At 63.4% G+C, this 25,801-nt stretch carries 23 protein-coding genes; 13 read left to right on the forward strand and 10 right to left on the reverse strand.

Annotated features, from left to right (window positions below; translation table 11 throughout):
• The first annotated feature begins 74 nt into the window (after positions 1 to 74).
• From PI93_RS13760 to PI93_RS13770, 3 genes are all read left to right on the forward strand, one after another.
• Positions 75 to 971 (forward strand): hypothetical protein, encoded by an 897-nt coding sequence (locus PI93_RS13760; protein WP_052240955.1) that lies wholly within the window; start codon positions 75 to 77, stop codon positions 969 to 971.
• 115 nt (positions 972 to 1,086) lie between these two features.
• Positions 1,087 to 1,290, forward strand: coding sequence for a YdcH family protein (locus PI93_RS13765; RefSeq protein ID WP_039374035.1), 204 nt, complete (start codon positions 1,087 to 1,089; stop codon positions 1,288 to 1,290).
• A gap of 118 nt (positions 1,291 to 1,408) precedes the next feature.
• A complete protein-coding gene (locus PI93_RS13770) occupies positions 1,409 to 3,634 on the forward strand; it encodes an ATP-dependent DNA helicase (protein WP_144400289.1) in 2,226 nt (741 codons plus the stop codon).
• A gap of 60 nt (positions 3,635 to 3,694) precedes the next feature.
• Here the strand turns inward: PI93_RS13770 and PI93_RS13775 are convergent, their stop codons facing one another.
• Both PI93_RS13775 and PI93_RS13780 read right to left on the reverse strand, forming a co-directional pair.
• Complete coding sequence (locus tag PI93_RS13775) at positions 3,695 to 4,405, reverse strand: glutamine amidotransferase (RefSeq protein WP_039374033.1); 711 nt, start codon at positions 4,403 to 4,405, stop codon at positions 3,695 to 3,697.
• Positions 4,406 to 4,530: 125 nt separating this feature from the next.
• Positions 4,531 to 5,358, reverse strand: a complete 828-nt coding sequence (locus PI93_RS13780) for an outer membrane protein assembly factor BamD (RefSeq protein WP_052240954.1) — start codon at positions 5,356 to 5,358, stop codon at positions 4,531 to 4,533.
• A 21-nt stretch (positions 5,359 to 5,379) separates the two neighbouring features.
• On the opposite strand from PI93_RS13780, the gene PI93_RS13785 reads away from it, so the two are divergent.
• Both PI93_RS13785 and pgeF read left to right on the forward strand, forming a co-directional pair.
• Positions 5,380 to 6,540 carry an RluA family pseudouridine synthase gene (locus PI93_RS13785; protein ID WP_201278391.1) on the forward strand — a complete coding sequence of 387 codons (1,161 nt, stop codon included), beginning with the start codon at positions 5,380 to 5,382 and terminating at the stop codon, positions 6,538 to 6,540.
• Positions 6,521 to 7,342: a peptidoglycan editing factor PgeF gene (pgeF, locus tag PI93_RS13790; RefSeq protein ID WP_039374031.1), complete on the forward strand. Its 822-nt coding sequence runs from the start codon at positions 6,521 to 6,523 to the stop codon at positions 7,340 to 7,342. Before PI93_RS13785 ends, pgeF begins: the two co-directional genes overlap by 20 nt.
• 38 nt (positions 7,343 to 7,380) lie before the next feature.
• Here the strand turns inward: pgeF and PI93_RS13795 are convergent, their stop codons facing one another.
• Positions 7,381 to 7,626 (reverse strand): hypothetical protein, encoded by a 246-nt coding sequence (locus tag PI93_RS13795; RefSeq protein ID WP_039374030.1) that lies wholly within the window; start codon positions 7,624 to 7,626, stop codon positions 7,381 to 7,383.
• 284 nt (positions 7,627 to 7,910) lie between these two features.
• Between PI93_RS13795 and phaC the strand changes: the two genes are divergently transcribed.
• The 8 genes from phaC to PI93_RS13835 all read left to right on the forward strand — a co-directional run bounded on the left by phaC (position 7,911) and on the right by PI93_RS13835 (position 17,833).
• Positions 7,911 to 9,671 carry a class I poly(R)-hydroxyalkanoic acid synthase gene (phaC, locus tag PI93_RS13800; RefSeq protein WP_407945365.1) on the forward strand — a complete coding sequence of 587 codons (1,761 nt, stop codon included), beginning with the start codon at positions 7,911 to 7,913 and terminating at the stop codon, positions 9,669 to 9,671.
• 61 nt (positions 9,672 to 9,732) lie between these two features.
• Positions 9,733 to 10,914 carry an acetyl-CoA C-acetyltransferase gene (locus PI93_RS13805; RefSeq protein WP_039374027.1) on the forward strand — a complete coding sequence of 394 codons (1,182 nt, stop codon included), beginning with the start codon at positions 9,733 to 9,735 and terminating at the stop codon, positions 10,912 to 10,914.
• Between the two features lie 191 nt (positions 10,915 to 11,105).
• Positions 11,106 to 11,846: a 3-ketoacyl-ACP reductase gene (locus PI93_RS13810; RefSeq protein ID WP_039374025.1), complete on the forward strand. Its 741-nt coding sequence runs from the start codon at positions 11,106 to 11,108 to the stop codon at positions 11,844 to 11,846.
• Between the two features lie 162 nt (positions 11,847 to 12,008).
• On the forward strand, positions 12,009 to 12,596 hold the full coding sequence (gene phaR / locus PI93_RS13815) for a polyhydroxyalkanoate synthesis repressor PhaR (protein WP_010808847.1): 588 nt from the start codon (positions 12,009 to 12,011) through the stop codon (positions 12,594 to 12,596).
• A gap of 263 nt (positions 12,597 to 12,859) precedes the next feature.
• Positions 12,860 to 14,227, forward strand: a complete 1,368-nt coding sequence (gene rimO, locus PI93_RS13820) for a 30S ribosomal protein S12 methylthiotransferase RimO (protein WP_039374023.1) — start codon at positions 12,860 to 12,862, stop codon at positions 14,225 to 14,227.
• Entirely contained in the window at positions 14,227 to 15,162 is a 936-nt protein-coding gene (locus PI93_RS13825; protein WP_039374022.1) for a sugar kinase, read from the forward strand. The genes rimO and PI93_RS13825 overlap by 1 nt, the downstream gene beginning before the upstream one ends.
• Positions 15,163 to 15,380: 218 nt before the next feature.
• Positions 15,381 to 16,562 carry a beta-ketothiolase BktB gene (gene bktB / locus PI93_RS13830; RefSeq protein WP_039374020.1) on the forward strand — a complete coding sequence of 394 codons (1,182 nt, stop codon included), beginning with the start codon at positions 15,381 to 15,383 and terminating at the stop codon, positions 16,560 to 16,562.
• Positions 16,563 to 16,615: 53 nt separating this feature from the next.
• Complete coding sequence (locus tag PI93_RS13835) at positions 16,616 to 17,833, forward strand: cystathionine beta-lyase (protein WP_039374018.1); 1,218 nt, start codon at positions 16,616 to 16,618, stop codon at positions 17,831 to 17,833.
• Positions 17,834 to 17,900: 67 nt separating this feature from the next.
• Here PI93_RS13835 and serB read toward each other — a convergent pair whose 3' ends face one another.
• The 7 genes from serB to argE form a co-directional block, all read right to left on the reverse strand.
• Positions 17,901 to 18,788, reverse strand: a complete 888-nt coding sequence (gene serB / locus PI93_RS13840; protein ID WP_080759386.1) for a phosphoserine phosphatase SerB — start codon at positions 18,786 to 18,788, stop codon at positions 17,901 to 17,903.
• Positions 18,789 to 18,930: 142 nt separating this feature from the next.
• The gene (locus tag PI93_RS13845) at positions 18,931 to 19,947 is read right to left on the reverse strand and encodes a GlxA family transcriptional regulator (protein WP_039374017.1); all 1,017 of its coding nucleotides are present in this window, start codon (positions 19,945 to 19,947) and stop codon (positions 18,931 to 18,933) included.
• Positions 19,948 to 19,997: 50 nt separating this feature from the next.
• Entirely contained in the window at positions 19,998 to 20,564 is a 567-nt protein-coding gene (locus PI93_RS13850; protein ID WP_039374015.1) for a cysteine hydrolase family protein, read from the reverse strand.
• 155 nt (positions 20,565 to 20,719) lie between these two features.
• Positions 20,720 to 21,745 carry an ornithine cyclodeaminase family protein gene (locus tag PI93_RS13855; RefSeq protein ID WP_039374013.1) on the reverse strand — a complete coding sequence of 342 codons (1,026 nt, stop codon included), beginning with the start codon at positions 21,743 to 21,745 and terminating at the stop codon, positions 20,720 to 20,722.
• 100 nt (positions 21,746 to 21,845) lie between these two features.
• The gene (locus PI93_RS13860) at positions 21,846 to 22,874 is read right to left on the reverse strand and encodes a pyridoxal-phosphate dependent enzyme (protein WP_039374012.1); all 1,029 of its coding nucleotides are present in this window, start codon (positions 22,872 to 22,874) and stop codon (positions 21,846 to 21,848) included.
• Positions 22,875 to 22,977: 103 nt separating this feature from the next.
• Positions 22,978 to 24,264, reverse strand: coding sequence for an MFS transporter (locus PI93_RS13865; protein ID WP_039374010.1), 1,287 nt, complete (start codon positions 24,262 to 24,264; stop codon positions 22,978 to 22,980).
• Between the two features lie 234 nt (positions 24,265 to 24,498).
• Complete coding sequence (gene argE, locus PI93_RS13870; protein ID WP_052240953.1) at positions 24,499 to 25,716, reverse strand: acetylornithine deacetylase; 1,218 nt, start codon at positions 25,714 to 25,716, stop codon at positions 24,499 to 24,501.
• Positions 25,717 to 25,801: the final 85 nt, after the last annotated feature.

Below are 25,801 nucleotides of genomic sequence, written 5' to 3' on the forward strand. Positions count from 1 at the left end.
GGGGCATTTTGCCATAAACCGCGGGCGCGTCCGGGCAGGCAATGCTAAAATTTGGCATTACTCTGCTCAACCTCATGATTTCCTTCGAAAAATTGTTTTCGCGCCTGTATTCACGTCATCACGCGCTTGCATCGCTGAGCGCGGTTGGGGCGTTCGGCATCATGACGGCGGCTGCCGTCCTGCCCGGTGCATCGTTCGCGCAGGGGCTCTCGGCGGTCGAGGCCGCCGGCCGCACGACCGAACAGCTTCGTGTGCCGCACGTTCCGTTCGATGCCACGGCCGATCGCACGCCGTCCGCGGCCAGCAAGGCCAGCGCCGCTGCGGCCGACGAGGACGACAAGCCTGTCGCCTACGACGATCAACTCGACCAGCATCCCGCCGATGACGATTTCGCCGGGCGCCGTGCCTTGCTCGATCGCCAGCGCGCCTGGGTCGACTACCGTTTCGAGGAAGCGAAGTACGAGTGTGCGTCGAAGTTCTTCGTGAACTACTGCATCGATAACGCCCGCGACAAGCAGCGCGAAGACCTCAAGGCCATTCGCAGTCAGCGACTGGTGCTGGAAGATCAGGAGCGTAAGGCGCGTGCGCAGGACCGCGACGAGCGTCTGGCCGAGAAGCGTGCACAAACGGCGGCTGAAGCGCCGCAACGTGCTGCAGAACGTGCGCAGAACGTAGCTGACTACCAGACCAAGCAAGCTGAGTACCAGCAACGTGTGACCGAACGCACGGGGCAGGCCCCGCAGCGTGCGGCAAACACGGAACAGTACAATGCCAAGCAGGCCGAGCAGCAGCAGAAGCTCAACGATGCGAAGGCAACGGCGGCGCAGAAGGCGGCCGAGCGCGAAGAGAACGTGCGCAAGTACAACCAGAAGCAGCAGGAAGCCATCGAGCGTCAGAAGAAATCCGACGAGCGCCGCAAGGATTCGGAATCGGGTAGCACGCCGGCACAAAAGGCGTTGCAGGGACAGTGAGTGATAGCTGGGCCGGTGGTGCGGTGCATCAGGCGGCCCGGGATTTTGCCGTTTGTGCCCGCGCCCCTTTTCGCAGGAACCGGAATCATTTGAGAGTCGCAGGAGAGTTGCCAAGATGCAGCACGATCTTCACTCCATTGGACGCCGCATCATCGAATTGCAGATCGAACACCGGGATCTGGACTTCCTGATCGACAAATTGCTGACGGAGCCCACGTACGACGAACTTCAGGTCACCCGGCTCAAGAAGCGCCGTCTGAAAATCAAGGACACGATCACCCTGCTGCAGGTGCAGCAAATGCCGGACCAGCCTGCTTGAGCAGGCGTCCCGCGCGACGTTCATGCTGTTCTTCGGAGCGTTCGCGTCGTTTTTTCCATTGCCGGCGTCGTGAATTTTGTTGGTGAGATTCGCGGCGCCTTTGAGTGTTTCCGCCGTTTTGACCGATTCTGCCGCCGCAACCAGCGATTCTCCTGATATCTCCCAAAGCCCCGACGCGCCCACTTTCCACGGACTCAAGCCGCTTGCCGCAAAACGCGAGCGCGAGTTGCAGGAAATTTTTGGCGACGGCGGGATGCTCGCGCGCGCCATCGACGGGTATCGCTCGCGTGAACCTCAGACGGAGATGGCGCGCGCCGTGGCGGCTGCCATGGATACGCACGACACGCTGATCGCCGAGGCGGGCACGGGCACGGGCAAGACCTACGCCTATCTGGTGCCCGCCATGTTGTGGGGCGGCAAGACGATCATCTCGACCGGCACCAAGCATTTGCAGGACCAGATCTTCGCGCGCGACATCCCCACGGTGCGCAAGGCGCTTGCCGTACCGGTGACCGTCGCCATGCTCAAAGGCCGCGCGAATTATCTCTGTCACTACTATCTGGAGCGCACCCAGCAGGAGGGGCGCTTCGCTTCGCGCCACGAGGCCGCACAACTGCGCGAGATCGTGACGTTTGCGCAAATCACCCATAGCGGTGACAAGGCGGAACTGGCATCTGTGCCCGAGAACGCCCCGATCTGGGCGCAAGTCACGTCCACGCGGGATAACTGCCTCGGCCAGGAATGCCCGCGTTACAAGGATTGTTTCGTGATGCAGGCGCGCAAGGAAGCGCAGCAGGCGGACCTTGTCGTCGTCAATCACCACCTGTTCTTTGCCGACGTGATGCTGCGCGACACCGGCATGGCCGAGTTGCTGCCGAGCGCGAATACGGTGATCTTCGACGAAGCGCATCAGTTGCCCGAGACGGCCACGCTGTTTTTCGGCGAAACCGTGTCGACGGGGCAAATGCTCGAACTGGCGCGCGATTGCGTTGCTGAAGGGTTGATTCATGCGCGCGATGCGGCCGATTGGGTCAAGCTCGGTGCGAATCTCGAGCGGGCGGCGCGCGACGTGCGTCTGACGTTCGGGCAGGACAACACGCGCATGTCCGTGGCGCAATTGGCGGACGATCATGAGTTGTTCGGCGCACTCGACGGCGTGGACGTCGCGTTGCTGGACATGATCGAGACGCTCCAGCACCAGTCCGAGCGGGCTGAGGCGCTGGGGACTTGCTTGCGTCGTGCGCTGGAGTTGCATCAGCAACTGGAGCGTTGGCAGACCGGGGCGGCACCGCCCACGCCCGGCGAGCAGCCGTTGCCTTTGCTGGACCCGGACGCCCCGCGTGTCACCGACGGCAAGCGTGAAAAGGCCGCCAAGGCGCGCGAGGCAGAAGCGGCGCGTCTGGCGGCCGAAGCCAAGGCGGCGGACGACAAGTCGACAGGTGAGGGCGGCGCGCAGAAGACTTACACGCCGCCGGAGACCGTGCGCTGGATCGAAGTGTTCTCGCAGGCGGTGCAGTTGCACCAGACACCGCTGTCGATTGCGCCGATTTTCTCGAAACAGCGTGCCGGTGCTCCGCGAGCGTGGATCTTCACGTCGGCGACGTTGTCGGTGAAGGGCAATTTCATGCACTATGCGGCGCAATTGGGCCTCGATGCCGATAAGTCGCTCACGCTCGCCAGTCCGTTCGATTACCCGAATCAAAGTTTGCTGTATGTGCCACGCGGGCTGCCGCAGCCGTCATCCCCCGGCTTCACCGACGCGGTGCTCGATGCGGCATTGCCTGTACTGGAAGTGAGCGGGGGACGCGCCTTCGTGTTGTGTACGACGCTGCGAGCGGTGAATCGGTCAGCCGAGCGTTTGCGTGAAGAATTCGAGCGTCGTGGCTGGCCCTATCCACTGCTGGTACAGGGCGAGGCGAGCCGCACCGAGTTGCTCGATCGTTTCCGTGCGCTTGGCAATGCCGTGCTCATCGGCAGCCAGAGCTTTTGGGAGGGAGTCGATGTGCGCGGCGAGGCATTGTCGCTCGTCATCATCGACAAATTGCCGTTTGCGCCGCCGGACGATCCCGTGCTGGCCGCGCGACTCGATGCCCTCACGAAGAAGGGGCTCAGTCCGTTTGCCGTGCACCAGTTGCCGCAGGCGGTCATTACGCTCAAGCAGGGCGCAGGGCGGTTGATTCGCTCGGAGGGGGATCGCGGTGTGCTGATGATCTGCGATCCGCGACTGGTCGATAAACCCTACGGGCGACGGATCTGGCAAAGTCTGCCGCCGTTCAAGCGCACCCGCGAGCTGCCCATCGTGCGCGGCTTCTTCGACGAGATTGCCGCTAACGCAGGCGGTTGATGCGGTGAACTTCTGCGCAAGGGCCGGATCTCCGGCCCTTTTGACGACACACGCATCACGTCAGGCCGGCATCGCATCGAGCCAACGGCCAATCACTGCCGGGGCGACTTGGGACAAGCGCGCGTGATGTTCGCGTGCCTGAGTGCGCAACGTCACCGGATCGATCTTCGCGGCACCCAATTCGCAAGCATGGCCCACCAGCCACGATTCGATGCGCGCGGCATCGGCTTCGAGGTGAAATTGCAGCCCCAGCGCATGCTTGCCGAACGCGAATGCCTGATTCGCGCCCGTTGACGTGCGTGCCAGATGCTCGGCCCCCGCCGGGATGTCGAATTGATCGCCATGCCAGTGAAGGACGCTGGCGTCGCCCAGCGCGGCCAACGGGGAGACCTGTCCGGCATCGGTCAGCGTCAAGGGGGCATAACCGATTTCCTTGACCCCCAACGGATACACCTTGGCGCCCAGTGCGCGCGCCATCAGTTGTGCGCCAAGACAGATGCCAAGGATCGGTGCGCGCGCCGCCAGGCGTGCTTTCACCCATGCCAGCTCATCCGAGACGAACGGGTACATCGCTTCGTCGAACGCCCCGATAGGGCCGCCCAACACGACCACCAGGTCGGGCGCAATGACGTCGATCGAGCGCAGATCGGCGAGGGGGACGTCCAGATACTCAATGGCATAACCCCGTTCGGCAAAGGTGGGCGCGAGCGTGCCGAGATCCTCGAAGTGCACGTGGCGCAGGGCGAGCAGCGTTTTAGGGGAAGCGGTCACGAAACCCTCTCCAGAGAAGACGCCCTCACGCGTTTGTCATGACGGCGGAAACAAAAAGCCCTCGCAGGAGCGAGGGCTTTTCAGTGAAGCAATCGAGCGACGAGCGTAATGAAGTTACGCCAGACTTAACGCCAGATCTGCCACCAGGACTTCTTGTCGCTGCCGTCGCCGTCGATGCGACGGCCAACCGTCAGGTAGCCACTCTTCGGGTAAGTCTTTTCCATCACACGGCGGGCGTCGTCACGCAGTTCGGTCATGCCGAGTTTGTCGTAAGACTTGATCATGATGCCGAGTGCGTCTTCCAGCGCCGGCGCCTGATCGTAGTCCTGCAGTGCGGTTTGCGCGCGATTCACCGCGGCAAGATAGGCACCACGGCGATAGTAGTACTCGGCAGCGTGCACTTCGTGAGCGGCCATGGCGTTGACGGCATAGCGCATGCGCAGAGCGGCGTCGTTCGCGTATTTGCTGCTCGGGTAGTGTTCGACCAGATACTTGAAGCTGTCGTAAGCGGCGCGCAGTGCCTTCGGATCGCGTTCGCTCAGATCCTGGCCCGAGAAGCGGCCGAACAGACCCAGATCGTCGTTGAAGTTGATCAGTCCCTTGAGGTAATAGGCGTAATCGATCGACGGGCTGTCCGGATGCAACCGGATGAAGCGATCAACGGCGGCGAGTGCTTGCGCCGGCTCATTGTCCTTGTAATAGGCGTAGGCCGTATTGATCTGCGCTTGCTGCGAGTGCGGGCCGAACGGGTCGCGCCCTTCGAGCAACTCGTAGTATTTGGCGGCCTTGGTGTAGTCGCCGCTATCGAAGCTGTCCTTGGCTTCCGAGTATAATTTGTTCGTCGACCAGCTGGCCGTTTCGTCGACTTTCTCCGGCAGAATGCCGCAGGCGGCCACACCGCCGACCACGAAAGCGGCCAGCGTCAGATGTTTGACAAGTTTCAGGGCTTGCATGCTCGTTAGCTTCACTTCTCGATGACCCGTTCAATTCTGCCGGATTATAGCGTAACCGCCTCATTTGCCACGGAAAATGCGGAGGATTCGTCTGATGACGACCTCGACTCGCTTCCGGAGGCTTTCCCGAGCGCTTCCCACAGCCCGATTTCCGGGGTGTCTTTAACCGACCCTGCCTTGTCTGACGTGGGGGGCGCGAATGCGCCGCTCAGCGCGACGCTCCCCGACGCCCTTGCAGGAGAACGCCTCGACAAGGCGCTCGCGCAATGCTTTCCCGAATATTCCCGCAGTCGTTTGCAGGCCTGGGTCGAAGATGGCCGCGTCACGCTTGACGGCGAAACGGCCAAGGTTCGTCAAAAGGTGGCGGGCGGTGAGGTGGTCCTCATCACGCCGGCAGCGCTGCCCGAGCAACTCGCGTTCGCACCCGAGCCGGTGCCGCTCGACGCGATTTATGAGGACGCCACGCTCGCTGTCTTCAATAAACCGGCCGGTCTGGTCGTGCACCCGGCCGCAGGCAACTGGTCTGGGACATTGCTCAACGGTCTGCTGCATCGCTATGGACAGGCGGCTGCCGACTTGCCGCGCGCGGGCATTGTTCATCGACTGGACAAGGAGACGTCGGGCCTGATGGTCGTGGCGCGCACGCTGATTGCGCAGACCGATCTGGTGCGCCAGTTGCAGGCACGTACCGTCAAGCGGCACTACGCAGCGCTCGTGTGGGGACGCCCTCCGCAGCGTACCGTCGTGGACGCCCCCATCGGCCGCGATCCGCGTGAGCGTACGCGCATGGCGGTGGTGCCCGGGCAGGGTGGCAAACCGGCACGCACGCGCGTGGTCACCGTCGCCAGCGCGGAATGGGACGGTTCCCCAGTGTCTTTGGTCCTTTGCTCGCTGGATACGGGGCGCACGCACCAGATTCGCGTGCATCTTTCGCATCTCGGTCACTCGTTGCTGGGGGACCCGCTCTATAAACCCCGTCACAAGCGTCCGGCGTTGCCGGGCGATTTCGCGCGCCAGGCGTTGCACGCCTGGCGGCTGGGGTTGATCCATCCCGAAGACGGCCGTTCCATGCACTGGCAAGCCCCCTTGCCTGACGACATGCGCGTCCTCATGACCGCCATCGGGCTCGACTTCGATTTCACTACGCTCCCAGACTCGTTAGATGACTTCTTCCCCGCCTGAGCAAGACGCGATGCCCGCCGATTGGATCGTGCCGGACTGGCCCGCGCCGACGAACGTTCGTGCCGTGTTCACGACGCGTGCGGGCGGCGTGAGTCAGGGGCCGCAAGCGACGTTCAATCTCGGTTACAAGGCAGACGACGATCCTGGCGCAGTACGCACCAACCGTGCGTTGCTTGCCGCGCGCACCGGCGTGCCGTCGGCGTGGGTGGCGCAGGTTCATGGGCCCCGTGTGGTCGATGCGCAAGCCGCGCTCGATGCGGTGAATGCCGGCGATCCCCTGCAGGCCGATGCGAGCGTGACGAGCGCGGCGGCGCTGGCGAGCACCGTCATGGTGGCGGATTGCCTGCCGGTGTTGCTCTGCGATGCGCAGGGACGCGCCGTCGGTGCTGCACACGCTGGCTGGCGTGGCCTTTGTGCCGGCGTCATCGAGCAGACCGTGCAGGCATTGCGCGCACGCTTGCCGCAGGGCGGTGCGGACGCGCAGGTCATCGCATGGCTCGGCCCTTGCATTGGTCCGCAAACGTTTGAAGTGGGGCCGGAAGTGCGCGAGGCATTTCTCGCTGCGGCGACGCCGGAAGAACGAGACGCGACAAGCGCTGCGTTCGTCCCGCATGGGGATGCCGTCGTTGGAAAGTCGTTGGCAGACCTGTGTGCGCTCGCCCGATTGCGGCTCGCCCGGGAAGGCGTGACGAGCGTGTCGGGCGGACAGTGGTGTACGGTCAGCGATCCGGCTCGCTTCTATTCTTATCGGCGCGATCGAACGACAGGCCGCATGGCGGCGCTGGTCTGGCGTACCGTGTGAACGGCGACACGGCTCGCGTCGTCTTGTGCCTGACGCATTCAGTGCGGCTGTGTGGGAGATGAAGGCGGCGTGGGCTCGCGATCTGACGACGTGTCTGCCTGTGCCGATGCGTCATCGGGTCGCATGAGGCGTGCGCGTCGTATGCGGCTTCCCGCGATATACAGCCATAGCAATACAGGGGCCAGCCCGCCCGCGAGAAAGATGAAGAGCCCCAGCCAGACGGACGGCGCCGTGATGGCGACCATGGCAATGACATAGAGCCAGCCGAGAATCACGATAAACATCGGGGCAAACGCGCATTCAAAAAAGGGTGGGGCAACGGGACAATGCACTCAGGACGTTCGCCGCAAGCATTGACACACCTGCGCGCGCACGCAAGAATGCTTCACAGGCGGGGCGCATCGCTCATCAGGCGAAGCACGCCGCCGCGTTTCGGGCGCCGGCCCGTGAACGCAACGGACGTGACACTCAGGCTATCATGAATCGCGCCAGTGCCAACTTCGATCCGGCCTCGTTTGCCGCCTCGTTTGCCCAGCAGTTTCCCTCCGCTTCGCTCTCCGCTCAGGACATGTCGCAGTGGTTCAAGGCCGCCCAACAAATGTTCGGGGCTTTGCCTGGAACTGCTGGCCCGTCGTTCTCCGCTGCCAGTGGGGCAGCGAGCGCCGCGAATCCGTTCGCGGGACTTTTCGAGCTTTTCAGCAAGGCAGGTAGTCTGCCGCAACCGACACCGCTGCACGTCGATCCGACGCGTCTGAATGCGCTTCAGACGGAATACGCACGCGAATTTTCCGAACTTGTCGCCAGTTTTAATCAACCTGGTCTGGACGCAGCGCCCGCCTTGGGCGACCGGCGTTTTGCAGGGGATGGCTGGCGTAATCCGTTTTATGCGTTGCCCGCAGCGCTTTATCTGCTCAACGGGCGCTTCCTGATGCGCATGGCCGATCTGGTCGATGCCGATGCCAAGACGCGCGAAAGGATTCGTTTTGCGGTCGAGCAATGGGTGGCGGCCAGTTCCCCGGCCAATTTCATTGCGACCAATCCCGATGCGCAGCAGCGCCTCGTGCAGACGCACGGCGATAGCCTGCTGGCCGGCATGCAGCATTTGCTCGTCGACATGGGCAAGGGCAAGGTGTCGCAGACCGACGAGGCAGCCTTTGAAGTCGGCCGCAATGTGGCGACGACCGAAGGCGCCGTGGTCTTCGAGAACGACCTGATCCAGCTCATCCAGTACAAGCCGCTCACGCCAACGGTGCACCAGCGCCCGTTGCTCGTCGTGCCGCCTTGCATCAACAAGTACTACATCCTCGATCTGCAACCCGAGAACTCGTTGATCCGCTATGCGGTGGAGCAGGGGCATACGGTGTTCGTCGTGTCGTGGCGCAACCCCGATGCATCGCTTGCTCACAAGACGTGGGACGACTACGTCGGTGAAGGGCCGATTGCCGCCATCGACGTGGTTCGCGAGATCAGTGGACAGCCGCAGATCAACGCGCTGGGATTTTGTGTCGGCGGAACGTTGCTCGCTGCCGCACTTGCCGTGTTGGCCGCGAAGGGGCAAAAGGGCAACAAGTCGCCGGTGGCGAGCGTGACCTTGCTCACGACGTTGCTGGATTTTTCCGATACCGGCGTGCTCGATGTCTTCGTCGACGAGCCGCATGTGCAGTTCCGCGAGCAGACGATCGGAGGCGGGCTGGGTCAGCCGCCGGGCCTGATGCGCGGTGTGGAACTGGCCAATACGTTCTCGTTCCTGCGGCCGAACGATCTGGTCTGGAATTATGTGGTCGACAGTTATTTGAAGGGCAACGCGCCCCAGCCGTTCGACCTGCTGTATTGGAACGGTGACGGCACCAATCTGCCGGGGCCGATGTTCTGCTGGTATCTGAGGCATCTTTATTTGCAGAACGAACTGAAGCAGCCCGGTGTGGTGCAGACGTGCGGCGTGCCTGTGGATCTGGGGAGCATCGACGCCCCGGCCTACGTGTTCGGTTCGCGCGAAGATCACATCGTGCCGTGGACTTCTGCCTTCCGTTCGCTGCCGCTGTTGGGGGGGGAGCGTCGCTTCGTGCTGGGCGCGTCCGGTCACATTGCCGGGGTGGTCAACCCGCCGGCGAAAAAGAAGCGCAGCTACTGGCGCAACGACGACATCGGTGTCGACTCGAGCGACTGGCTCGCCGGTGCGACGGAGCACCCCGGCAGTTGGTGGAGCGACTGGAGCGAGTGGCTGGCGAACTACGCGGGAAAACGCGTCAAACCGCCAAAAGCGTATGGTAATGTTGCTTATGCACCTATCGAACCTGCGCCCGGCCGCTATGTAAAGGCCAAGGCCTGAGCGGGCGGCAACTCAAGGGCATCCCCCCTGGTTCGATTCATTTGAAAACGAGGAAAGAGACATGACGGATATCGTGATTGTGTCGGCTGCGCGCACCGCAGTCGGTAAATTTGGGGGCTCGATTGCCAAGGTGGCCGCGCCGGATCTTGGGGCCATCGTGATCGACGAAGTTCTCAAGCGTGCGAAGCTCAAGGGCGAGGACATCAGCGAAGTCATCATGGGGCAGGTGCTCACGGCGGGGTCGGGTCAGAACGTGGCGCGTCAGGCATCGATCAAGGCGGGGTTGCCCGCCATGGTGCCGGCCATGACCATCAACAAGGTATGCGGCTCGGGACTGAAAGCCGTGATGCTCGCCGCCAACGCGATCACCGCAGGCGACGCCGACATCGTGGTGGCGGGTGGTCAGGAGAACATGAGCGCGTCGCCGCATGTGCTGCCGGGGTCGCGCGATGGCTTCCGCATGGGCGACGCCAAGCTGATCGACACGATGATCGTCGATGGCCTGTGGGATGTGTACAACCAGTACCACATGGGTATCACGGCCGAGAACGTCGCCAAGGAATATGGCATCACCCGCGAAATGCAGGACGCTTTTGCCGCTGCATCGCAGAACAAGGCGGAAGCTGCGCAGAAGGCCGGGCGTTTCGACGCTGAAATCGTGCCGGTCACGATTCCCCAGCGCAAGGGCGACCCGGTCGTTTTCAAGACCGACGAATTCGTGCGCCATGGTGTGACGGCCGAGTCGCTTGCCGGCTTGAAGCCGGCGTTTGCGAAGGACGGCACCGTGACGGCCGCCAACGCCTCGGGCATCAACGATGGCGCCGCAGCGGTGGTGGTCATGACGGCCAAGCGTGCCGAGCAACTGGGGCTTACGCCGCTCGCGCGCATCGTGGCATATGCCAACGCGGGCGTGGATCCGTCGGTGATGGGGATCGGTCCGGTGCCGGCCTCGCAGCGTTGTCTGGCCCGTGCCGGCTGGAAGGCGAGCGATCTCGATCTGATGGAAATCAACGAAGCGTTTGCCGCGCAGGCGCTGGCCGTGAACAAGCAGATGGGCTGGGACACCTCGAAGATCAACGTGAACGGTGGTGCGATTGCCATCGGTCACCCGATCGGGGCGTCGGGCTGCCGTATTCTCGTGACGCTGCTGCACGAAATGGCGCGTCGCGATGCCCGTCGCGGTCTGGCCTCGCTGTGTATTGGCGGCGGCATGGGCGTGGCGCTGGCGGTCGAGCGCGTCTGACGGCACGGCTGTGCCCGAATCGCTGTCGAAAAAAGGATCGAATCGGCATCGCCTGTGCGTGCAATGCGCACGGGTTCATGCCGGGGTAGTCAGGAGACGAAAGGGACGCGCGGGAACGCGCGGCCTGCGCGTCGGTCAATTGGCAGTCGCAACAGGCGGCAGATTTGCCGTTATTTAGGGGGAAGCGTTCCATGACTCAACGCATTGCATATGTGACAGGCGGGATGGGCGGTATCGGTACGTCCATTTGCCAGCGGCTGTACAAGGATGGTTTCCGGGTCGTGGCAGGGTGCGGTCCGAATTCGCCGCGCCGCGTGAAGTGGCTGGAAGACCAAAAGGCGTTGGGTTTCGATTTCGTCGCATCCGAAGGCAATGTCGGCGACTGGGAATCGACCCGGGCGGCGTTCGACAAGGTGAAAGCCGAAGTCGGCGAAGTCGACGTGCTGGTGAACAACGCGGGCATTACGCGCGATATCGTCTTTCGCAAGATGACGCGCGAGGATTGGGATGCCGTTATCGACACCAACCTGACGAGCCTGTTCAACGTCACCAAGCAGGTGATCGAAGGCATGTGTGAGCGCGGCTGGGGCCGCATCATCAACATTTCGTCGGTCAACGGACAGAAGGGCCAGTTCGGTCAGACGAATTACTCGACAGCCAAGGCCGGCATTCATGGCTTCACGATGGCGTTGGCGCAGGAAGTCGCGACCAAGGGCGTGACGGTCAACACCGTGTCGCCGGGCTATATCGGCACGGACATGGTGCGCTCGATCCGTCAGGACGTGCTCGACAAGATCGTGGCGACGATTCCCGTCAAGCGTCTGGGCGAGCCGGGCGAGATCGGTTCCATCGTGGCATGGCTGGCATCGGAAGATTCGGGCTTTTCGACGGGCGCGGACTTCTCGCTGAACGGCGGCCTGCACATGGGCTGAGCGGTCACGGGGCGGGCGCAGTTGCGGGCCGACGTATGCCGCTGCGCTCCGTTGCGGGTTAGGGCTTTGCCGCATAGCAGCAAACGTCCTAGAATCGATAATATGTGACTAACCCCGACCGTCGGTCGGGGAAGTCCTTCATAAATGCAGGAAACCCACCGCATGACCGCGAGCAAGAAGACTGACGAACGCCTGATCAAAAAGTATCCGAACCGGCGTCTGTACGATACCCAAACCAGTACGTACATCACCCTTGCCGATGTGAAGCAATTGGTGCTCGAGACCGAGGAGTTCAAGGTCGTCGACGCCAAGACGGGCGAGGACCTGACCCGCAGCATCTTGCTGCAGATCATTCTGGAAGAAGAGACCGGCGGCGTGCCGATGTTCTCGAGCGCCATGCTGTCCCAGATCATTCGCTTCTACGGCCACGCGCTGCAGGGGATGATGGGCACGTATCTCGAGAAGAATATCCAGACTTTCATCGAAATTCAGAACAAGCTGGCCGATCAGTCGAAGGGCATCTATGAGGGCGCAGCCTTCAATCCGGACGTCTGGGCGCAATTCATGAACATGCAGGCGCCGATGATGCAGGGCATGATGACCAACTACATCGAGCAGTCGAAGAACCTGTTTGTGCAGATGCAAGAGCAGATGCAAAGCCAGGCGAAGAACATGTTCAGTACGTTCCCGTTCCCCGGCACGCCGGGGGCGCCCGGTGCACCGGGCAAGGACCCGAACAAGAAGCCCTGAGCGCGTTGTCAACGTTGCGATGTGGCACGGGGCGCACATCGCAACGATAGTTGGAACGTACCGCGGACGAACAAGGTAAAATACGCGGTTCTTCGCCGCAGGCCAGGTCTTGCGGCGGTTTCGGCGGCAAGCGGAGTTGCGCGTTTGCGGGCGTTGCGTTGGCAATGCCGGTAACGCAAAGGGAATGGCTGAGGCCCTTCCGGTCTTTCCGTTCATTTGCCGCTCGATCGTCACACGTATTTACTAGATCAGGATTTCGCCCCATGTCCCGCCCATCGCCCGCCGGCACCCCCAAAGTCGGCTTCGTTTCGCTCGGCTGCCCCAAGGCTTTGGTCGACTCCGAGCAGATCCTGACCCAACTGCGCGCAGAAGGCTACGCCATCTCCGGCACCTATGACGGTGCCGACCTCGTCGTGGTCAACACCTGCGGCTTTATCGACGACGCAGTGCAGGAAAGCCTCGACGCCATTGGCGAAGCGCTGGCCGAAAACGGCAAGGTGATCGTCACCGGTTGTCTGGGCGCCAAGAAAGACGCCGCCGGTCAGGACATCGTGAGCGCCGTGCACCCGAAGGTACTGGCGGTCACCGGTCCTCACGCCGTGGGTGAAGTGATGAGCGCAGTGCACCTGCACTTGCCCAAGCCGCACGATCCGTTCGCGGATCTCGTGCCGCCGGCTGGCATCAAGCTCACGCCGCGCCACTACGCGTATCTGAAAATCTCCGAAGGCTGCAATCATCGCTGCACGTTCTGCATCATCCCGTCGATGCGTGGCGATCTCGATTCGCGCCCCGTCGCCGAAGTGATGCTCGAGGCCGAGAATCTCTTCAAGGCCGGCGTGAAGGAGTTGCTGGTGATTTCGCAAGACACCAGTGCGTATGGCGTGGACGTGAAGTACCGCACCGGTTTCTGGGCCGGTCGTCCGCTCAAGACCCGCATGACCGAACTGGTCACGGCGTTGGGGGAGTTGGCCAGGCAATACGGCGCATGGGTGCGGCTGCACTATGTGTATCCGTACCCGCACGTCGACGAGATCATCCCACTGATGGCGCAAGGCCACATCCTTCCGTATCTCGACGTGCCGCTGCAACACGCCCATCCCGATGTCCTCAAGCGCATGAAGCGTCCGGCCTCGGGCGAGAAGAATCTCGAGCGCATTCAGGCATGGCGCAAGATGTGCCCGGATCTGACGATTCGCAGCACGTTCATTGCAGGCTTCCCGGGCGAGACGGAAGCTGAATTCGAATATCTGTTGGACTTCCTGCGCGAAGCCGAACTGGACCGCGTGGGTTGCTTTGCCTATTCGCCGGTCGAGGGGGCAAAAGCCAACGAACTGCCGGGTGCCTTGCCCGATGAAGTTCGCGAAGAACGACGCGCACGCTTCATGGAAGTGGCGGAAGAGATTTCGGCGGCGCGTCAGCAGCGCAAGGTCGGCACCACGATTCAGGTGATTGTGGACGAGATCAATCAGGATGGCGGCGTGGCCCGCTCGGCCGCCGACGCCCCGGAAATCGACGGCCTCGTGTACATCGAGCCCACACCGAAGGCCGCCAAGTCGTTGAAGGTCGGCGAGTTCGTGACGGTGACAGTGACCGGTGCCGATGGTCACGATCTGTGGGGTGAGGTGGTCTGATGTCGCAAGCGCATTTGCCCGTTCCGCAGGTGCTCGCCATGGGCGAAGCCATGGTCGAGTTCAACCAGTCGCCCATGGATCCCCGCCAGTACTTGCAGGGCTTCGGTGGCGATACGTCCAATTTCGTCATTGCTGCACGCCGTCAGGGCGTGAGCACGGGGTTCGTGAGCGCTGTCGGCGACGATCTCTTCGGCCGCATGCTGCTTGATCTGTGGCGCGAAGAGGAAGTCGATACGCGTTACGTTCGCGTCGACGGGCAAGCGCCGACCGGCGTTTATTTCGTGTCCCACGACGAGAGCGGGCATCATTTCGATTACCTGCGCGCCGGTTCTGCCGCAAGTCGCTATCGTGCGCAGGATCTGCCGCAAGAGGCGCTGGCCAGTGCGTCGTTCCTGCATCTGTCCGGTATCAGTCTGGCGATCAGCGTGAACGCCTGCGACGCGGCGTTTGACGCCATGTCGAAGATCCGCGCTGCCGGCGGCAAAGTGTCGTTCGATACCAATCTGCGCCTGAAGCTGTGGCCGTTGGCCCGCGCCCGCGCCACCATGCGTGAAGCGTTCAGCCTCACCGACGTCTGCCTGCCGAGCTGGGACGATGTCACAGCCGTCACCGGACTGGAAGATCGCGATGCCATCCTCGACGAACTTCTCTCCCACGGGGTGAAGGTCGTGGCGCTCAAGCTGGGCCGCGAGGGTTGCTACGTTGCCACGCCGCAGGAGCGTCGTATCGTGGCGCCATACCCGGTGCAGGCGATTGACGCCACCGGGGCGGGTGACTGCTTCGGCGGTGCATTCGTGGCGCGTCTGGCACTGGGCGACGATCCGTTTGCGGCCGCCCGTTACGCCAATGTGTGTGCGGCGTTGTCGACGACCGGATACGGGGCGGTGGCACCTGTGCCGCGTGCGGAGCAAGTGCTCCGGCAATTGGCCAGCTAAACCGTTTGGCGCTCGCCAACGCATGACTTCACGGGGCACGTCGTTGCCCCGGATTCCCTGCCGTTCCCGCCGTTTTCGCAAGCGATGGGGGGCGCACAACAGTGCCGCCGCCTGCGCAAGCGCTCCCATCGAAGTTTCCCTCCACTGAGCCTGCCATCGCGGTAACCCCCTCAGCGCTATATACTCGTTGCAAACGGATATCTACCTGGAGAAGAGACATGCAACGAGAGGTCGTGATCGTCAGCGGTGTACGCACCGCCATTGGTGATTTTGGGGGCAGCCTGAAGGATTTTGCGCCGACGCAACTGGGTGCCATCGTCGCCCGCGAGGCGATGGCCCGTGCGAATGTCAGCGGTGACGACGTTGGACACGTCGTGTTCGGCAACGTCATTCATACCGAACCCAAGGATATGTATCTGGCGCGCGTGGCGTCCATCGAGGCCGGCGTGAGTCAGCATGCGCCTGCGATGACCGTGAACCGCCTGTGCGGCTCGGGTTTGCAGGCCGTCGTTTCCGCCGCGCAGTCGATCCTGCTGGGCGACACCGACGTGGCGATGGCAGGCGGTGCCGAGAGCATGAGCCGCGCGCCTTACGTCATGCCGGGCGCCCGTTGGGGCACGCGCATGGGCGAGTCGCGTCTCGTCGACATGATGCTCGGCGCATTGCATGACCCGTTTGCCAACATCCACATGGGGGTGACGGCCGAGAACATCGCGAAGAAGTGGGGCATCACGCGCGAAGATCAGGACCAGTTGGCCGTTGAGTCGCATCGGCGCGCCGCCCATGCGATGGCAGCGGGTTACTTCAACGATCAGATCGTGCCCATCGCGATCAAGTCGAAGAAGGGCGAAATCTCGTTCACGACCGACGAGCATGTCCGCGCCGGCCTGAGCATGGAAGACATGGCGAAGCTGCGCCCGGTGTTCGAGAAAGACGGCACTGTGACGGCAGGTAACGCCTCGGGGCTGAACGATGCCGCCGCCGCACTCATCCTGATGGAGCGTGCGCAAGCCGAGCGTCGCGGTGCCAAGCCGCTGGCACGACTGGTGAGCTATGCCCATGCGGGCGTCGATCCGAACTACATGGGGATTGGTCCGGTGCCGGCGTCGCGCAAGGCGCTCGAGCGCGCCGGTCTCAAGGTCGAGGACATCGATGTGGTGGAGGCCAACGAGGCGTTTGCAGCGCAGGCGTGTGCCGTCACGCGCGATCTTGGCTTCGACCCGGCCAAGGTGAACCCGAACGGCTCGGGCATTTCGCTGGGGCACCCGATCGGCGCCACCGGTGCGCTCATTACGGTCAAGGCGCTGCATGAGTTACAGCGTATCGGCGGCCGTTATGCGCTCGTCACCATGTGTATCGGCGGCGGGCAGGGCATTGCCGCCGTGTTCGAGCGCGTGTAAGTTACTCCCCGGGGGCCGGCGGTGTTTCCGGCCCGAGTATTTCCGGAGCCGTGATGACGCAAGATAACCGCAAGCCCCTCGATACGCCGGAAGCCAACGGCTGGCACTGGCAAACCAATGTTCTGCACACCGACACACAATTACCCGCAGGGTTTTCCGCCATGCCGGTGCCTGTGGCGCGTGCGTCGACAGTGATCTTCCCCGATCTGGCCGCCATGCGCTCGCTCGACTGGAAGAACGACAGTCAGTGGCGCTACGGTCTGCATGCGACGCCGACCTCGATGGAGTTGATGCGGCGTCTGGCGGCGCTCGAAGGCGGCAAGCATTGCCTGCTCTTCCCCTCGGGCCTCGCGGCCATCTCCAATGTGTACTTCGGCCTCGTCAAGAACGGCGACGACGTGCTCATTCCCGACAATGCCTACGGCCCGAATCGTGAGCACGGCGACTGGCTGGCCGAATCGTTCGGCATTACGGTGCGCTACTACGATCCGATGATCGGCGACGGTATTGGCGCATTGGTTCAACCCAACACCAAGTTGATCTGGCTAGAAGCGCCGGGCTCGGTGACGATGGAAGTGCCGGATGTGCCGGCCATCGCGCGAGTCGCGGGGGAGCGCGGTGTGTTGACTGCAATCGACAACACGTACTCCGCCGGTCTCGCGTTCCGCCCGTTCGATCACGGTGTGGATATCTCGGTGCAGGCGCTGACCAAATACCAGTCGGGTGGCAGCGATGTGCTGATGGGCGCGGTGGTCACCGTCGACGACGAGGTGCATCACCGGCTGAAGCAGGCGCGCATGCGCATGGGCGTTGGCGTGTCGGTTGACGATTGCAGCCTTGTGCTGCGTAGCTTGCCTAACATGCAGTTGCGCTTCGAGGCGCACGATCGCGCCGCGATGACCTTGGCGACATGGCTGGGCACGCGTCACGAGATTGCGGCGGTGCTGCACCCGGCGTTTGAGGATTGCCCGGGCTATCAGCATTTCCGCCGCGACTTCACGGGCGCAGGTGGTTTGTTCTCGGTGGTGTTCGACGAACGCTATTCGCAAGCGCAGATCGATGCGTTCATCGAGGCGCTGCGCCTATTCAAGATCGGTTTCAGTTGGGGCGGCGCGCACAGCCTGGTCGTGCCGTATCGAGTGCCGTCGATGCGTACGGCAACGCCGTGGCCGCACAAGGGCGCGCTCGTGCGCTTCTATATCGGTCTGGAGGATGTGCGCGATTTGCAGGCGGATATCGAAGCGAGCCTGAAGGCGCATCTCGGCACCTGACAGGCGGATCCGAGGCGGGAAGGTGGGCGGGCAGGTCGCGCTCACGGTGCCCGCCCGGCAGCCGCACTCAGTCCTTGCGGAATAGCGAGAGGAGTCCGTCCAGCCCGGCGTAGTTGAACGCGACGGACGCTTTCTCTCGCACCACGGGTTTGGCACGAAACGCCACCGACAATCCGGCAATCGCCATCATCTGAAGATCGTTCGAGCCATCGCCCATGACGATGGCCTGATCGGGGCGGGCGCCGAACTGCGCCGCCACTTCCGTGACCGTGCGCGCCTTCACTTCGGCGTTGACGATCTCACCCAGCACACGGCCAGTGAGCTTGCCGTCGACGATCTCCAGTGTGTTCGCGCGGGTGACGTCCAGATTCAGGCGTGTCTTCAGGCGCTCCGTGAAGAACGTGAAGCCGCCGGAGACCAGCAGCGTGCGGATGCCGAGCGACTGCACGCCGCGCAGCATGTTCTCTGCGCCGGGCGAGAGTTGCAGGCGTTCATCGAAGACTTTCTCCAGCGCGCTCGCATCAAGTCCCTTGAGCAACGCCACTCGGCGCGTCAGGCTCTCGTTGAAATCCTTGATCTCGCCGCGCATGGCGGCCTCGGTAATCGCCGACACTTCTGCCTTCAATCCACAGTAATCCGCGATTTCGTCGATGCACTCGATGGTGATGAGCGTCGAGTCCATGTCCATGGCCACGAGCTTGAAATCCGCGAGGCGGCGCTGGCTGTCGACGAGTACGGCATCGACCTCGTGTTGTTGAGCAAACGCACGCATTGCCGTGCGCAGGGCCGGGCTATCGGTGACGTCGGCAATGCGCGCGGCACCCGGCGTGAACGTGACGCTGGCACCGGGCACGAGTGCGCCGATGGCGGCCTGCAGAGGTGACGGGAATGCCGTAGCAGGGGCAGGGGGTGCGGCGGACGAAGCGCTGCCCAGAATGACGAGGTCGTTGGCCATCTTGAAGTCGAGAGTCGTGCGTTTTACGTGCGACCGACATTCTACCGGGTTGCGGCGTGGGCGAGCCGGTTTCCCCGGAAAGGCCCGGCGTGGCGGACGTCAATCTACCGCCCTAGGCCCGATCTGCGGGTGAGTCCCTGTCTCAGCCGTCGTGCGTGAAGCGACGTGCGCGGCTCGGCGGAAGGGCCTCGAATTTGTGCCAGACACGGCGCAAATGACGGCTCGATCCGAAGCCGGTGCGCTCGGCAATGCGTTCCAGATCGAGACGGCTATTGCCGAGCATCTCACGCGCGAGCGCGATACGCAGTCGATGCAGATAGTCGATGGGCGCCACGCCGGCGTGTTCGCGAAAGAGGCGTGTGACGTGCCGCTCGCTCGCGCAGGCGATTTCCGCCATGGTGGCCAAGGTCCAGTCGTGGGCGGGATCGGCGGCGATGGCATCCTGCACCCGATGCAGCGCAGGGTGCAGGTGATTGCGGCCTTCGAGCCAGGGGGATAGCTGGGGGTCGGCCCCGGCACGCCGCGCGTAGACGACCATCTGACGCGCCACCGCCGCGGCGCACAGTGGCCCGGCGGCGTCGGCAATGAGCGTGAGCATCAGATCCAGTCCCGTCGTCACCCCGGCACTCGTCCATACGTTGCCGTCGTGCACGTAGAGCCGGTTGTCGGCCACACGTGCGCTGGGGGCCAGCGTGCGCAATTCGTCGCAACTGCCATGGTGGGTGGTGCAGGCACGCGTGTCGAGCAGGCCCGCGCGCGCCGCCAGCAGCGCGCCCGTGCAGATGCACGCGAGTTGATGCGTGGGGCGAACCACTTGCCGAAGCCACGCGACGGCGCGCGTTTCGGCATCGTTCGCCGACGAGTCCGAGCGTGCCGGCATCGCGTCATCATCCGTCACCTGCACCGGGAGCGGTTTCTCGACGGTCCCCGTGACGACCAGCCAGGCGTCGTCGGGGATATCGAGGGGCAGCACATCGAGCGGCGAGACGCGCAAGCCGATCGATGTATCCACTGAGCGTTGCGTACCGACGTAGCGCAATACGAAGCGCACGTCATCCTGCTGATGATTGGCGATGCGCAAGGCTTCGGCCGGCGCTGCGACGTCGAGTAGCAGCGTATTGGGCATCACCAGCAGGTAGACGGGTTGCAGTCGTGGCATCGCAGCAGGCGTTCAGGACAAATTCGGACAGTGCCGGGTCGATAGCGACATTACACCGCCGCGAGCGCTTCCTCAACCGTCACGATACGGGCGAAACGGTCGACGAGCACGGTTTCCGTGCGTTCCTTGAGTTCGGCCACCGACAGCTCGCGTCCGGTGCGCGGATGCTGCATCGGGAAGGTGAGCGTGGCTTCGGTAACGAAGTCCACTTCGTAACCGGCGTCAGACGCCGCACGGGTCGTCGTCTCGCAGCATTGTTCGGTGCGGATGCCCGAGACGATCAGGCGCGTAATGCCATGCTGGACGAGCCACGCGCCCAGTGTGGAGCCGGCCAGTGCGCTGTGTTTCACCTTGTCCACCGTGAAGGTCGGGGCGATGTACAGCTCTTTCAGGGTGCGCACGAAGCCCGAGTCGCGCGAGAACGCGCCCGTGGCGATGTGGAATACCTGCACGACGGGCACGCCACGCGCAACCGCGCCATCGACGAGCGCCTGCTGGCGCTCGAAGTACGTCGCGAGGTCGTCTTCGCGCCAGTACGGGCGTTGGCGGAACGATTCCTGAGCGTCGATGACGAGCAGGGCGGTGCGGGACGTCTGGGCGGATTGGTTTTGCGACATGAGCGACTCCGGAAGGTTGGATGACGATGGCACCATCTTACGAGTCGCCCTGCCTGCACGACAGACCGCCTGCGGACCGGAATCGGACGTATCCGGACATGGATGGCGCTGCCTGTGCTGCGCCATCCTCTATACGCCGGTGCAATGCCTGACGTTCAGATCTGCGCGCGAGTGCCGACCCCGGCGACTTGCGCCCGCTGATACAGCGCGGCGGCGAGGGCAACATCCTGTGCGCCCATGCCAAGCGACTTGAACAAGGTGACGGCTTCGGCGTCGGTGCGTCCGGGATGGGTGCGAATGACCAACTCGCCGAGTTCCGCCAGCAAGTCCTCCGGTCCAATACGGCCCTCTGCGGTGGCGGCGAGATAGTCGCCGGACTCATGGATCGTGGACTCCCGCCGATCGACGAACAACTGCGCACGTGCCATGAGTGTCGTGTCGGCTTCGCGATGCCGCGGCGTGCTGCTGCCCACCAGATTGACGTGCGTGCCCGGCGCGATCCAGCCGGCTTGCAGTACCGGGTCGGTGGCGTTGGTCACGGTCACCACGATGTCGGCGTCGCGCACCGCGGCCTCGACGCTTTGCGCCGCTTCGAGGCGAAAACCATAGTTCGGTTGTTCCTTCTCGACGAACGCCTGCGCCGTGGCGAGCGAACGGCTGGCGACGCTCACATGATGCAGCGGACGGGCCGCCGCGAGGGCTGCGAGATGCCAGTGCGCCTGATGACCCGCGCCGATCAGTGCCAGACGGGTAGCGTCGTGCCGGGCAAGCAGGCGCGTCGCCAACCCGGTCACGGCGGCCGTGCGAATGCCGGTGATCTCCGCGGCGTTCATGACGGCGAGGAGTTCGCCCGTCTCGCCGCTCATCAGCAGCACACAGCCCTGATGCGGGTCTTTGCCGAGCGCACTGTTGCCGGGAAAGAAGGTGCCGACCTTCGCACCATAGACCGGCATGCCGGCCGCTGCACTGCCGAGGAACGCGGGCATCATGCCGAGCATGCCTTTGGCGCCGAGTGCGTCCGGCGGACGAACGATCTGTCGTAACGGCAGGTGAATCTGCTCGCGCGCGAGCGCACCGAACATGTCGGACATGACGGGGATGGCGTCAGCCACGGGCATGAGCGCGGCGATTTGCGGCGCGTCGAGGAGCAGGACGGGGGGCGTGGAAGCGGTGGCGGACATGCAGGATCCTTGTAGTCGTCCGGGCAGATACCGGAGGGCCAAGCGAAGACGCGACCGTCAGGTCGCGTCAGGGGGCTTCGTCAATGATGCGCGATGGCGCTTAGCCGTTCGCCTCGGCGGCGAGCGCCGCTTCGATATGACGGTTGAATGTTGCCGTGTCGGTGTTGGTGCCGCACAGCAGCACGCCCACGCGCTTGCCCATGAGTTTGTCGCGCAGCGGGCCCATCAACGCGGCCGTGGCTGCCGCGCACGCCGGTTCCACTGCGAGCTTCAACTGGCGGAACAGGGTGAGCATGCCTGCGCGCATCTGATCGTCGGTCACCGTGACCAACTCGTCGACGTGACGGCGGCACAACGTGTAGCCGTACAACTCGGTGTGCGGGGCCATCAGGCTGTCGGCGATGCCGGTCATCGGTCCCATCTTGACGGGGCCGCCCGCGGCGAAGCTCTGCGCCATGGCATCGGCACCGGCCGGCTCCACGCCGTACACCTTCACGTGAGGGGCGAACAGCTTGAACGCCGTGGCGATGCCGGCAATCAGGCCACCACCACCGATCGGCACGATCACGGCGTCGAGGTCGGGGGCTTGCTGCGCCCACTCGTAACCCAGTGTGGCGGTACCCAGCACCGTGCGGTAGCCGTTAAAGGGATGCACGAAGTAACGGCCTTCTTCCTGCTCGACACGTTTGACGATGTCGAACGCCTCGTGAACGTTCTCCGCGAGAATCAGATCCGCGCCATATTCGCGGCACAGGGACGAGCGTGCGGGACTGGCGGTCTTGAGCATCACCGTCTTGGCACCGATGCCGGCGGCTTGCGCGGCATACGCCACAGCCACGGCGTGGTTGCCGGCAGACACGCACGTCACGCCCGCCTTGCGTTGCGCCTCGTCGAGCGAGAGCACGTTGGAGAACGCCCCGCGCGCCTTGAACGTGCCCGACGCCTGCAACAGTTCGTATTTGAACGTCACCTGAGTGTCACCGAGCGTCGGAAAGTCGTTACGCGTGAACACCGGCGTCTTCCGCACATAGGGCAGCAGCTTTTCGTGCAAATCGGCGATGGCGTTTTTCGTCGGAACGGGTTGCCCGTCGATGGTTTCGGCGTGCAGGTCAGGGGTCGGTTGCGTCACTTGGGCGTTGTCTCCGTAGTTGTGAAGGGGCGGGAGGGACGCACACCGATGTGCGGGTATGCGTCCCTCTCGTGGCTGCCTGGCGTTTGCCGGGCTCGACGGTTCAGCGAAGGCCGAGCTTGCGGCTGCGCAGCAGCGCGGTAATGCTGATAATGGCAGCGAAAATCAAATAGAAGCTCGGCGCGAGCTTGTTGCCCGTTGCGCCAATGAGCCACGTGATGATAAACGGTGCGAAGCCGCCGAACACGGTGGCGGCAATGTTATAGCCAAGCGAGAGGCCGGTGGTGCGCACCTGCGTCGGGAACAGTTCGGTGAGCAGGGCGGGCAGGGCGCCGAAGTATGTCGTCATCAGCAGACCGAGCACGATCTGGAACACCATCAGCGAGCCGAATGTCGGGTTCGCGTCGAGGAAGCGGAACATCGGGTACACCAGCACCAGCAACGCCACGGCGGCGGCGAGCATCGGCTTGATCCGGCCGTGGGTGTCCGACCAGTGGCCCACGATCGGCGCGACGATCAGTTGCACCACGCCCGTCAGCAGCACGGCCGAGAACGCAGCGGAGGACGGCAGTCCCAGTTGCTTGACGGCGTAGGTCGGCATGTAGAGCACCAGGTAGGTCGCTACCGTGGCCATGACGACTACGCCGATGGCGAGCAGCAGGCGTTCCTTCTGACTCGCGAACGTGTCGCGCAGCGGGCTTTGCGTGGGCTCGATGTCGAGGAATTCGGGCGTCTCGTCCAGACGGCGGCGAATGTAGTACGCCACCGGGCCGATCAACAAGCCGAAGAAGAACGGAACACGCCAGCCCCACGACGCCATGGCTTCCGGCGACAGGTTGCCGGTCAGCAGTGCGCCGAAGCCTGCGGCGAGCAGCGTAGTGAGACCCTGCGAGGCGACTTGCCAGCTCGAGAAGAAGCCCCGGCGTTGCGGCGCGTGTTCGGCGAGGAAGGCCGTGGCGCTGCCGAATTCACCGCCGGCCGAGAAGCCCTGCACCATACGGGCGATGACGATACCCACCGGGGCCAGCACGCCGATGGTGGCATACGTCGGCATGAGCGCGATGAGCAGCGTGCCGACCATCATCAGCAGGATCGACAGCGTGAGCGCGGCTTTGCGGCCGGCGCGGTCGGCATAAGCGCCGATCACGATGGCGCCGAGCGGACGCATGAAGAACGACACGCCGAACGTGCCGAGCGTGAGCAGCAGCGAGACGGTGTCGTTGCCGGTCGGGAAGAACAGTTTCGCGATCGTCACGGCGAAGAAGCCGTACACCACGAGATCGAACCACTCCAGGGCGTTACCGATCGATGCCGATACGATCACACGCCAGGCGTGCGGGGTGGTGCGAGCGGCCGGGGCCGTCGCGTTAGGGGCTGCGCTTGCGCTCATGAGCGAGATCTCCAATACCTGTCTGGCGTATGTGCTTTGTTATGTTGCGAAGGGATGTCCTGTGCGCCCTTGCGATAGGCGTCTGTCACTGCGTATTGCTCGTTACTTATTGCGTTGCTGCCTTGCGCGAGGCCGCAACGGCACCGCCAAGGCAACGGGCCGCATCCCGCTAGCGGAATACGGCCCGGTAAGACGACAGTCGATGCCTTGGCCTGAAGCAATTCAGGCGACGGCTCAGGCGTCGACGGTGTTGCTGCGAATCAGCTTGCGCAGGAACGACTCGCACTGGGCGATCTGCTCGAGCGACACGAATTCGTTGGGCTTGTGCGCTTGTTCGATATTGCCCGGACCGCACACGATCGACGGCACGCCTGCCAGTTGGAACTGACCGGCTTCGGTGCCATAGGCGACCTTGCGCTTGTCGGTGTCCTTGGTCAGGGCGCGCACGAGTTGCGTGATGGCGTCTTGTTCCGAGGCATCCAGCGCCGGGGCGGCGGCGATCTTCTTGAACTCGATGCCCGCGTTCGGATGCTCCTTCTGCATCTTCGGCACCAGTTCGTCCAGGGCGTATTGCTGAATGCGCTGGAAGATGCCTTCGGCGTCCACGCCCGGCAGATTGCGATATTCGAAGACGAATTCGCACAGGGCCGGAATGGTATTCAGCGCGATGCCGCCCGAGATCGTGCCCGTCTGCGCCGTGGTGAACGGCACGTCGAACAGCTCGTCGAACGGGCCGTTCTGCTTGAAGTGATCGGCCAGATCGCGGATGTAGCAGATCAGACGCGCAGCGTACTCAATGGCGTTCGAGCCCTTGGGCGTGAGCGACGAGTGAGCGGCGTGACCGCGCACGCAGCACTGATAGGCGTTGATGCCCTTGTGGGCGACGATCACACGCATGCTCGTCGGTTCGCCGACGATGCAACCATCCGGGCGAATGCCACGCTCGCGCAATTCGGCGAGCATCACCGGGGCGCCCACGCAACCGATCTCTTCGTCGTAGGAGAACGCGAAGTGGAACGGCGTCTTGAGCTTGGCGTCGCGCATTTCCGGCAGCATCGTCATGACCGAGCCGATGAAGCCCTTCATGTCGCACGTGCCGCGGCCGTACAGATTACCGTCGCGCACGACGGGCTTGAACGGATCGGTATCCCACGGCTGGCCATCGACCGGCACCACGTCGGTGTGGCCCGACAGCACGATGCCGCCTTGGGTGTTGCCGTCGGCAGCGGGCAGGGTTACGAACAGATTGGCCTTGCGCTTGGTCGCGTCATACGAGAGCCACGGCTCGACACCCAGTTGCGTGAGGCTGTCGCGCACCGTCTCGATCAGTCCGAGGTTCGACTCACGGCTGGTGGTGTCGATGCTGACCAGCTTCGTGATCCAGTCGAGCGAAGCCGGCTGGGCCTCGTTGGCGGCTTGCGGCGCAATGGCCTGGGGGGAAGCGCTTGTCATTCGAATCTCCGGGATCTTCCAGTCATACGTACCGGGAAATGGTACTCAAAAATAATTTAGAGGTAAAAGGTTGTATGAACAACCA

This window comes from Pandoraea fibrosis, from assembly GCF_000807775.2.
Taxonomy (GTDB): domain Bacteria; phylum Pseudomonadota; class Gammaproteobacteria; order Burkholderiales; family Burkholderiaceae; genus Pandoraea; species Pandoraea fibrosis.

Coding starts and splice junctions, on each gene's coding strand:
- PI93_RS13760 (WP_052240955.1), top strand. CDS start 75: ATGATTTCCTTCGAAAAATTGTTTTCGCGCCTGTATTCACGTCATCAC.
- PI93_RS13765 (WP_039374035.1), top strand. CDS start 1,087: ATGCAGCACGATCTTCACTCCATTGGACGCCGCATCATCGAATTGCAG.
- PI93_RS13780 (WP_052240954.1), bottom strand. CDS start 5,358: ATGCAAGCCCTGAAACTTGTCAAACATCTGACGCTGGCCGCTTTCGTG.
- PI93_RS13785 (WP_201278391.1), top strand. CDS start 5,380: ATGACCCGTTCAATTCTGCCGGATTATAGCGTAACCGCCTCATTTGCC.
- pgeF (WP_039374031.1), top strand. CDS start 6,521: ATGACTTCTTCCCCGCCTGAGCAAGACGCGATGCCCGCCGATTGGATC.
- PI93_RS13795 (WP_039374030.1), bottom strand. CDS start 7,626: ATGTTTATCGTGATTCTCGGCTGGCTCTATGTCATTGCCATGGTCGCC.
- phaC (WP_407945365.1), top strand. CDS start 7,911: ATGTCGCAGTGGTTCAAGGCCGCCCAACAAATGTTCGGGGCTTTGCCT.
- PI93_RS13805 (WP_039374027.1), top strand. CDS start 9,733: ATGACGGATATCGTGATTGTGTCGGCTGCGCGCACCGCAGTCGGTAAA.
- PI93_RS13810 (WP_039374025.1), top strand. CDS start 11,106: ATGACTCAACGCATTGCATATGTGACAGGCGGGATGGGCGGTATCGGT.
- phaR (WP_010808847.1), top strand. CDS start 12,009: ATGACCGCGAGCAAGAAGACTGACGAACGCCTGATCAAAAAGTATCCG.
- rimO (WP_039374023.1), top strand. CDS start 12,860: ATGTCCCGCCCATCGCCCGCCGGCACCCCCAAAGTCGGCTTCGTTTCG.
- PI93_RS13825 (WP_039374022.1), top strand. CDS start 14,227: ATGTCGCAAGCGCATTTGCCCGTTCCGCAGGTGCTCGCCATGGGCGAA.
- bktB (WP_039374020.1), top strand. CDS start 15,381: ATGCAACGAGAGGTCGTGATCGTCAGCGGTGTACGCACCGCCATTGGT.
- PI93_RS13835 (WP_039374018.1), top strand. CDS start 16,616: ATGACGCAAGATAACCGCAAGCCCCTCGATACGCCGGAAGCCAACGGC.
- serB (WP_080759386.1), bottom strand. CDS start 18,788: ATGGCCAACGACCTCGTCATTCTGGGCAGCGCTTCGTCCGCCGCACCC.
- PI93_RS13845 (WP_039374017.1), bottom strand. CDS start 19,947: ATGCCACGACTGCAACCCGTCTACCTGCTGGTGATGCCCAATACGCTG.
- PI93_RS13850 (WP_039374015.1), bottom strand. CDS start 20,564: ATGTCGCAAAACCAATCCGCCCAGACGTCCCGCACCGCCCTGCTCGTC.
- PI93_RS13855 (WP_039374013.1), bottom strand. CDS start 21,745: ATGTCCGCCACCGCTTCCACGCCCCCCGTCCTGCTCCTCGACGCGCCG.
- PI93_RS13865 (WP_039374010.1), bottom strand. CDS start 24,264: ATGAGCGCAAGCGCAGCCCCTAACGCGACGGCCCCGGCCGCTCGCACC.
- argE (WP_052240953.1), bottom strand. CDS start 25,716: ATGACAAGCGCTTCCCCCCAGGCCATTGCGCCGCAAGCCGCCAACGAG.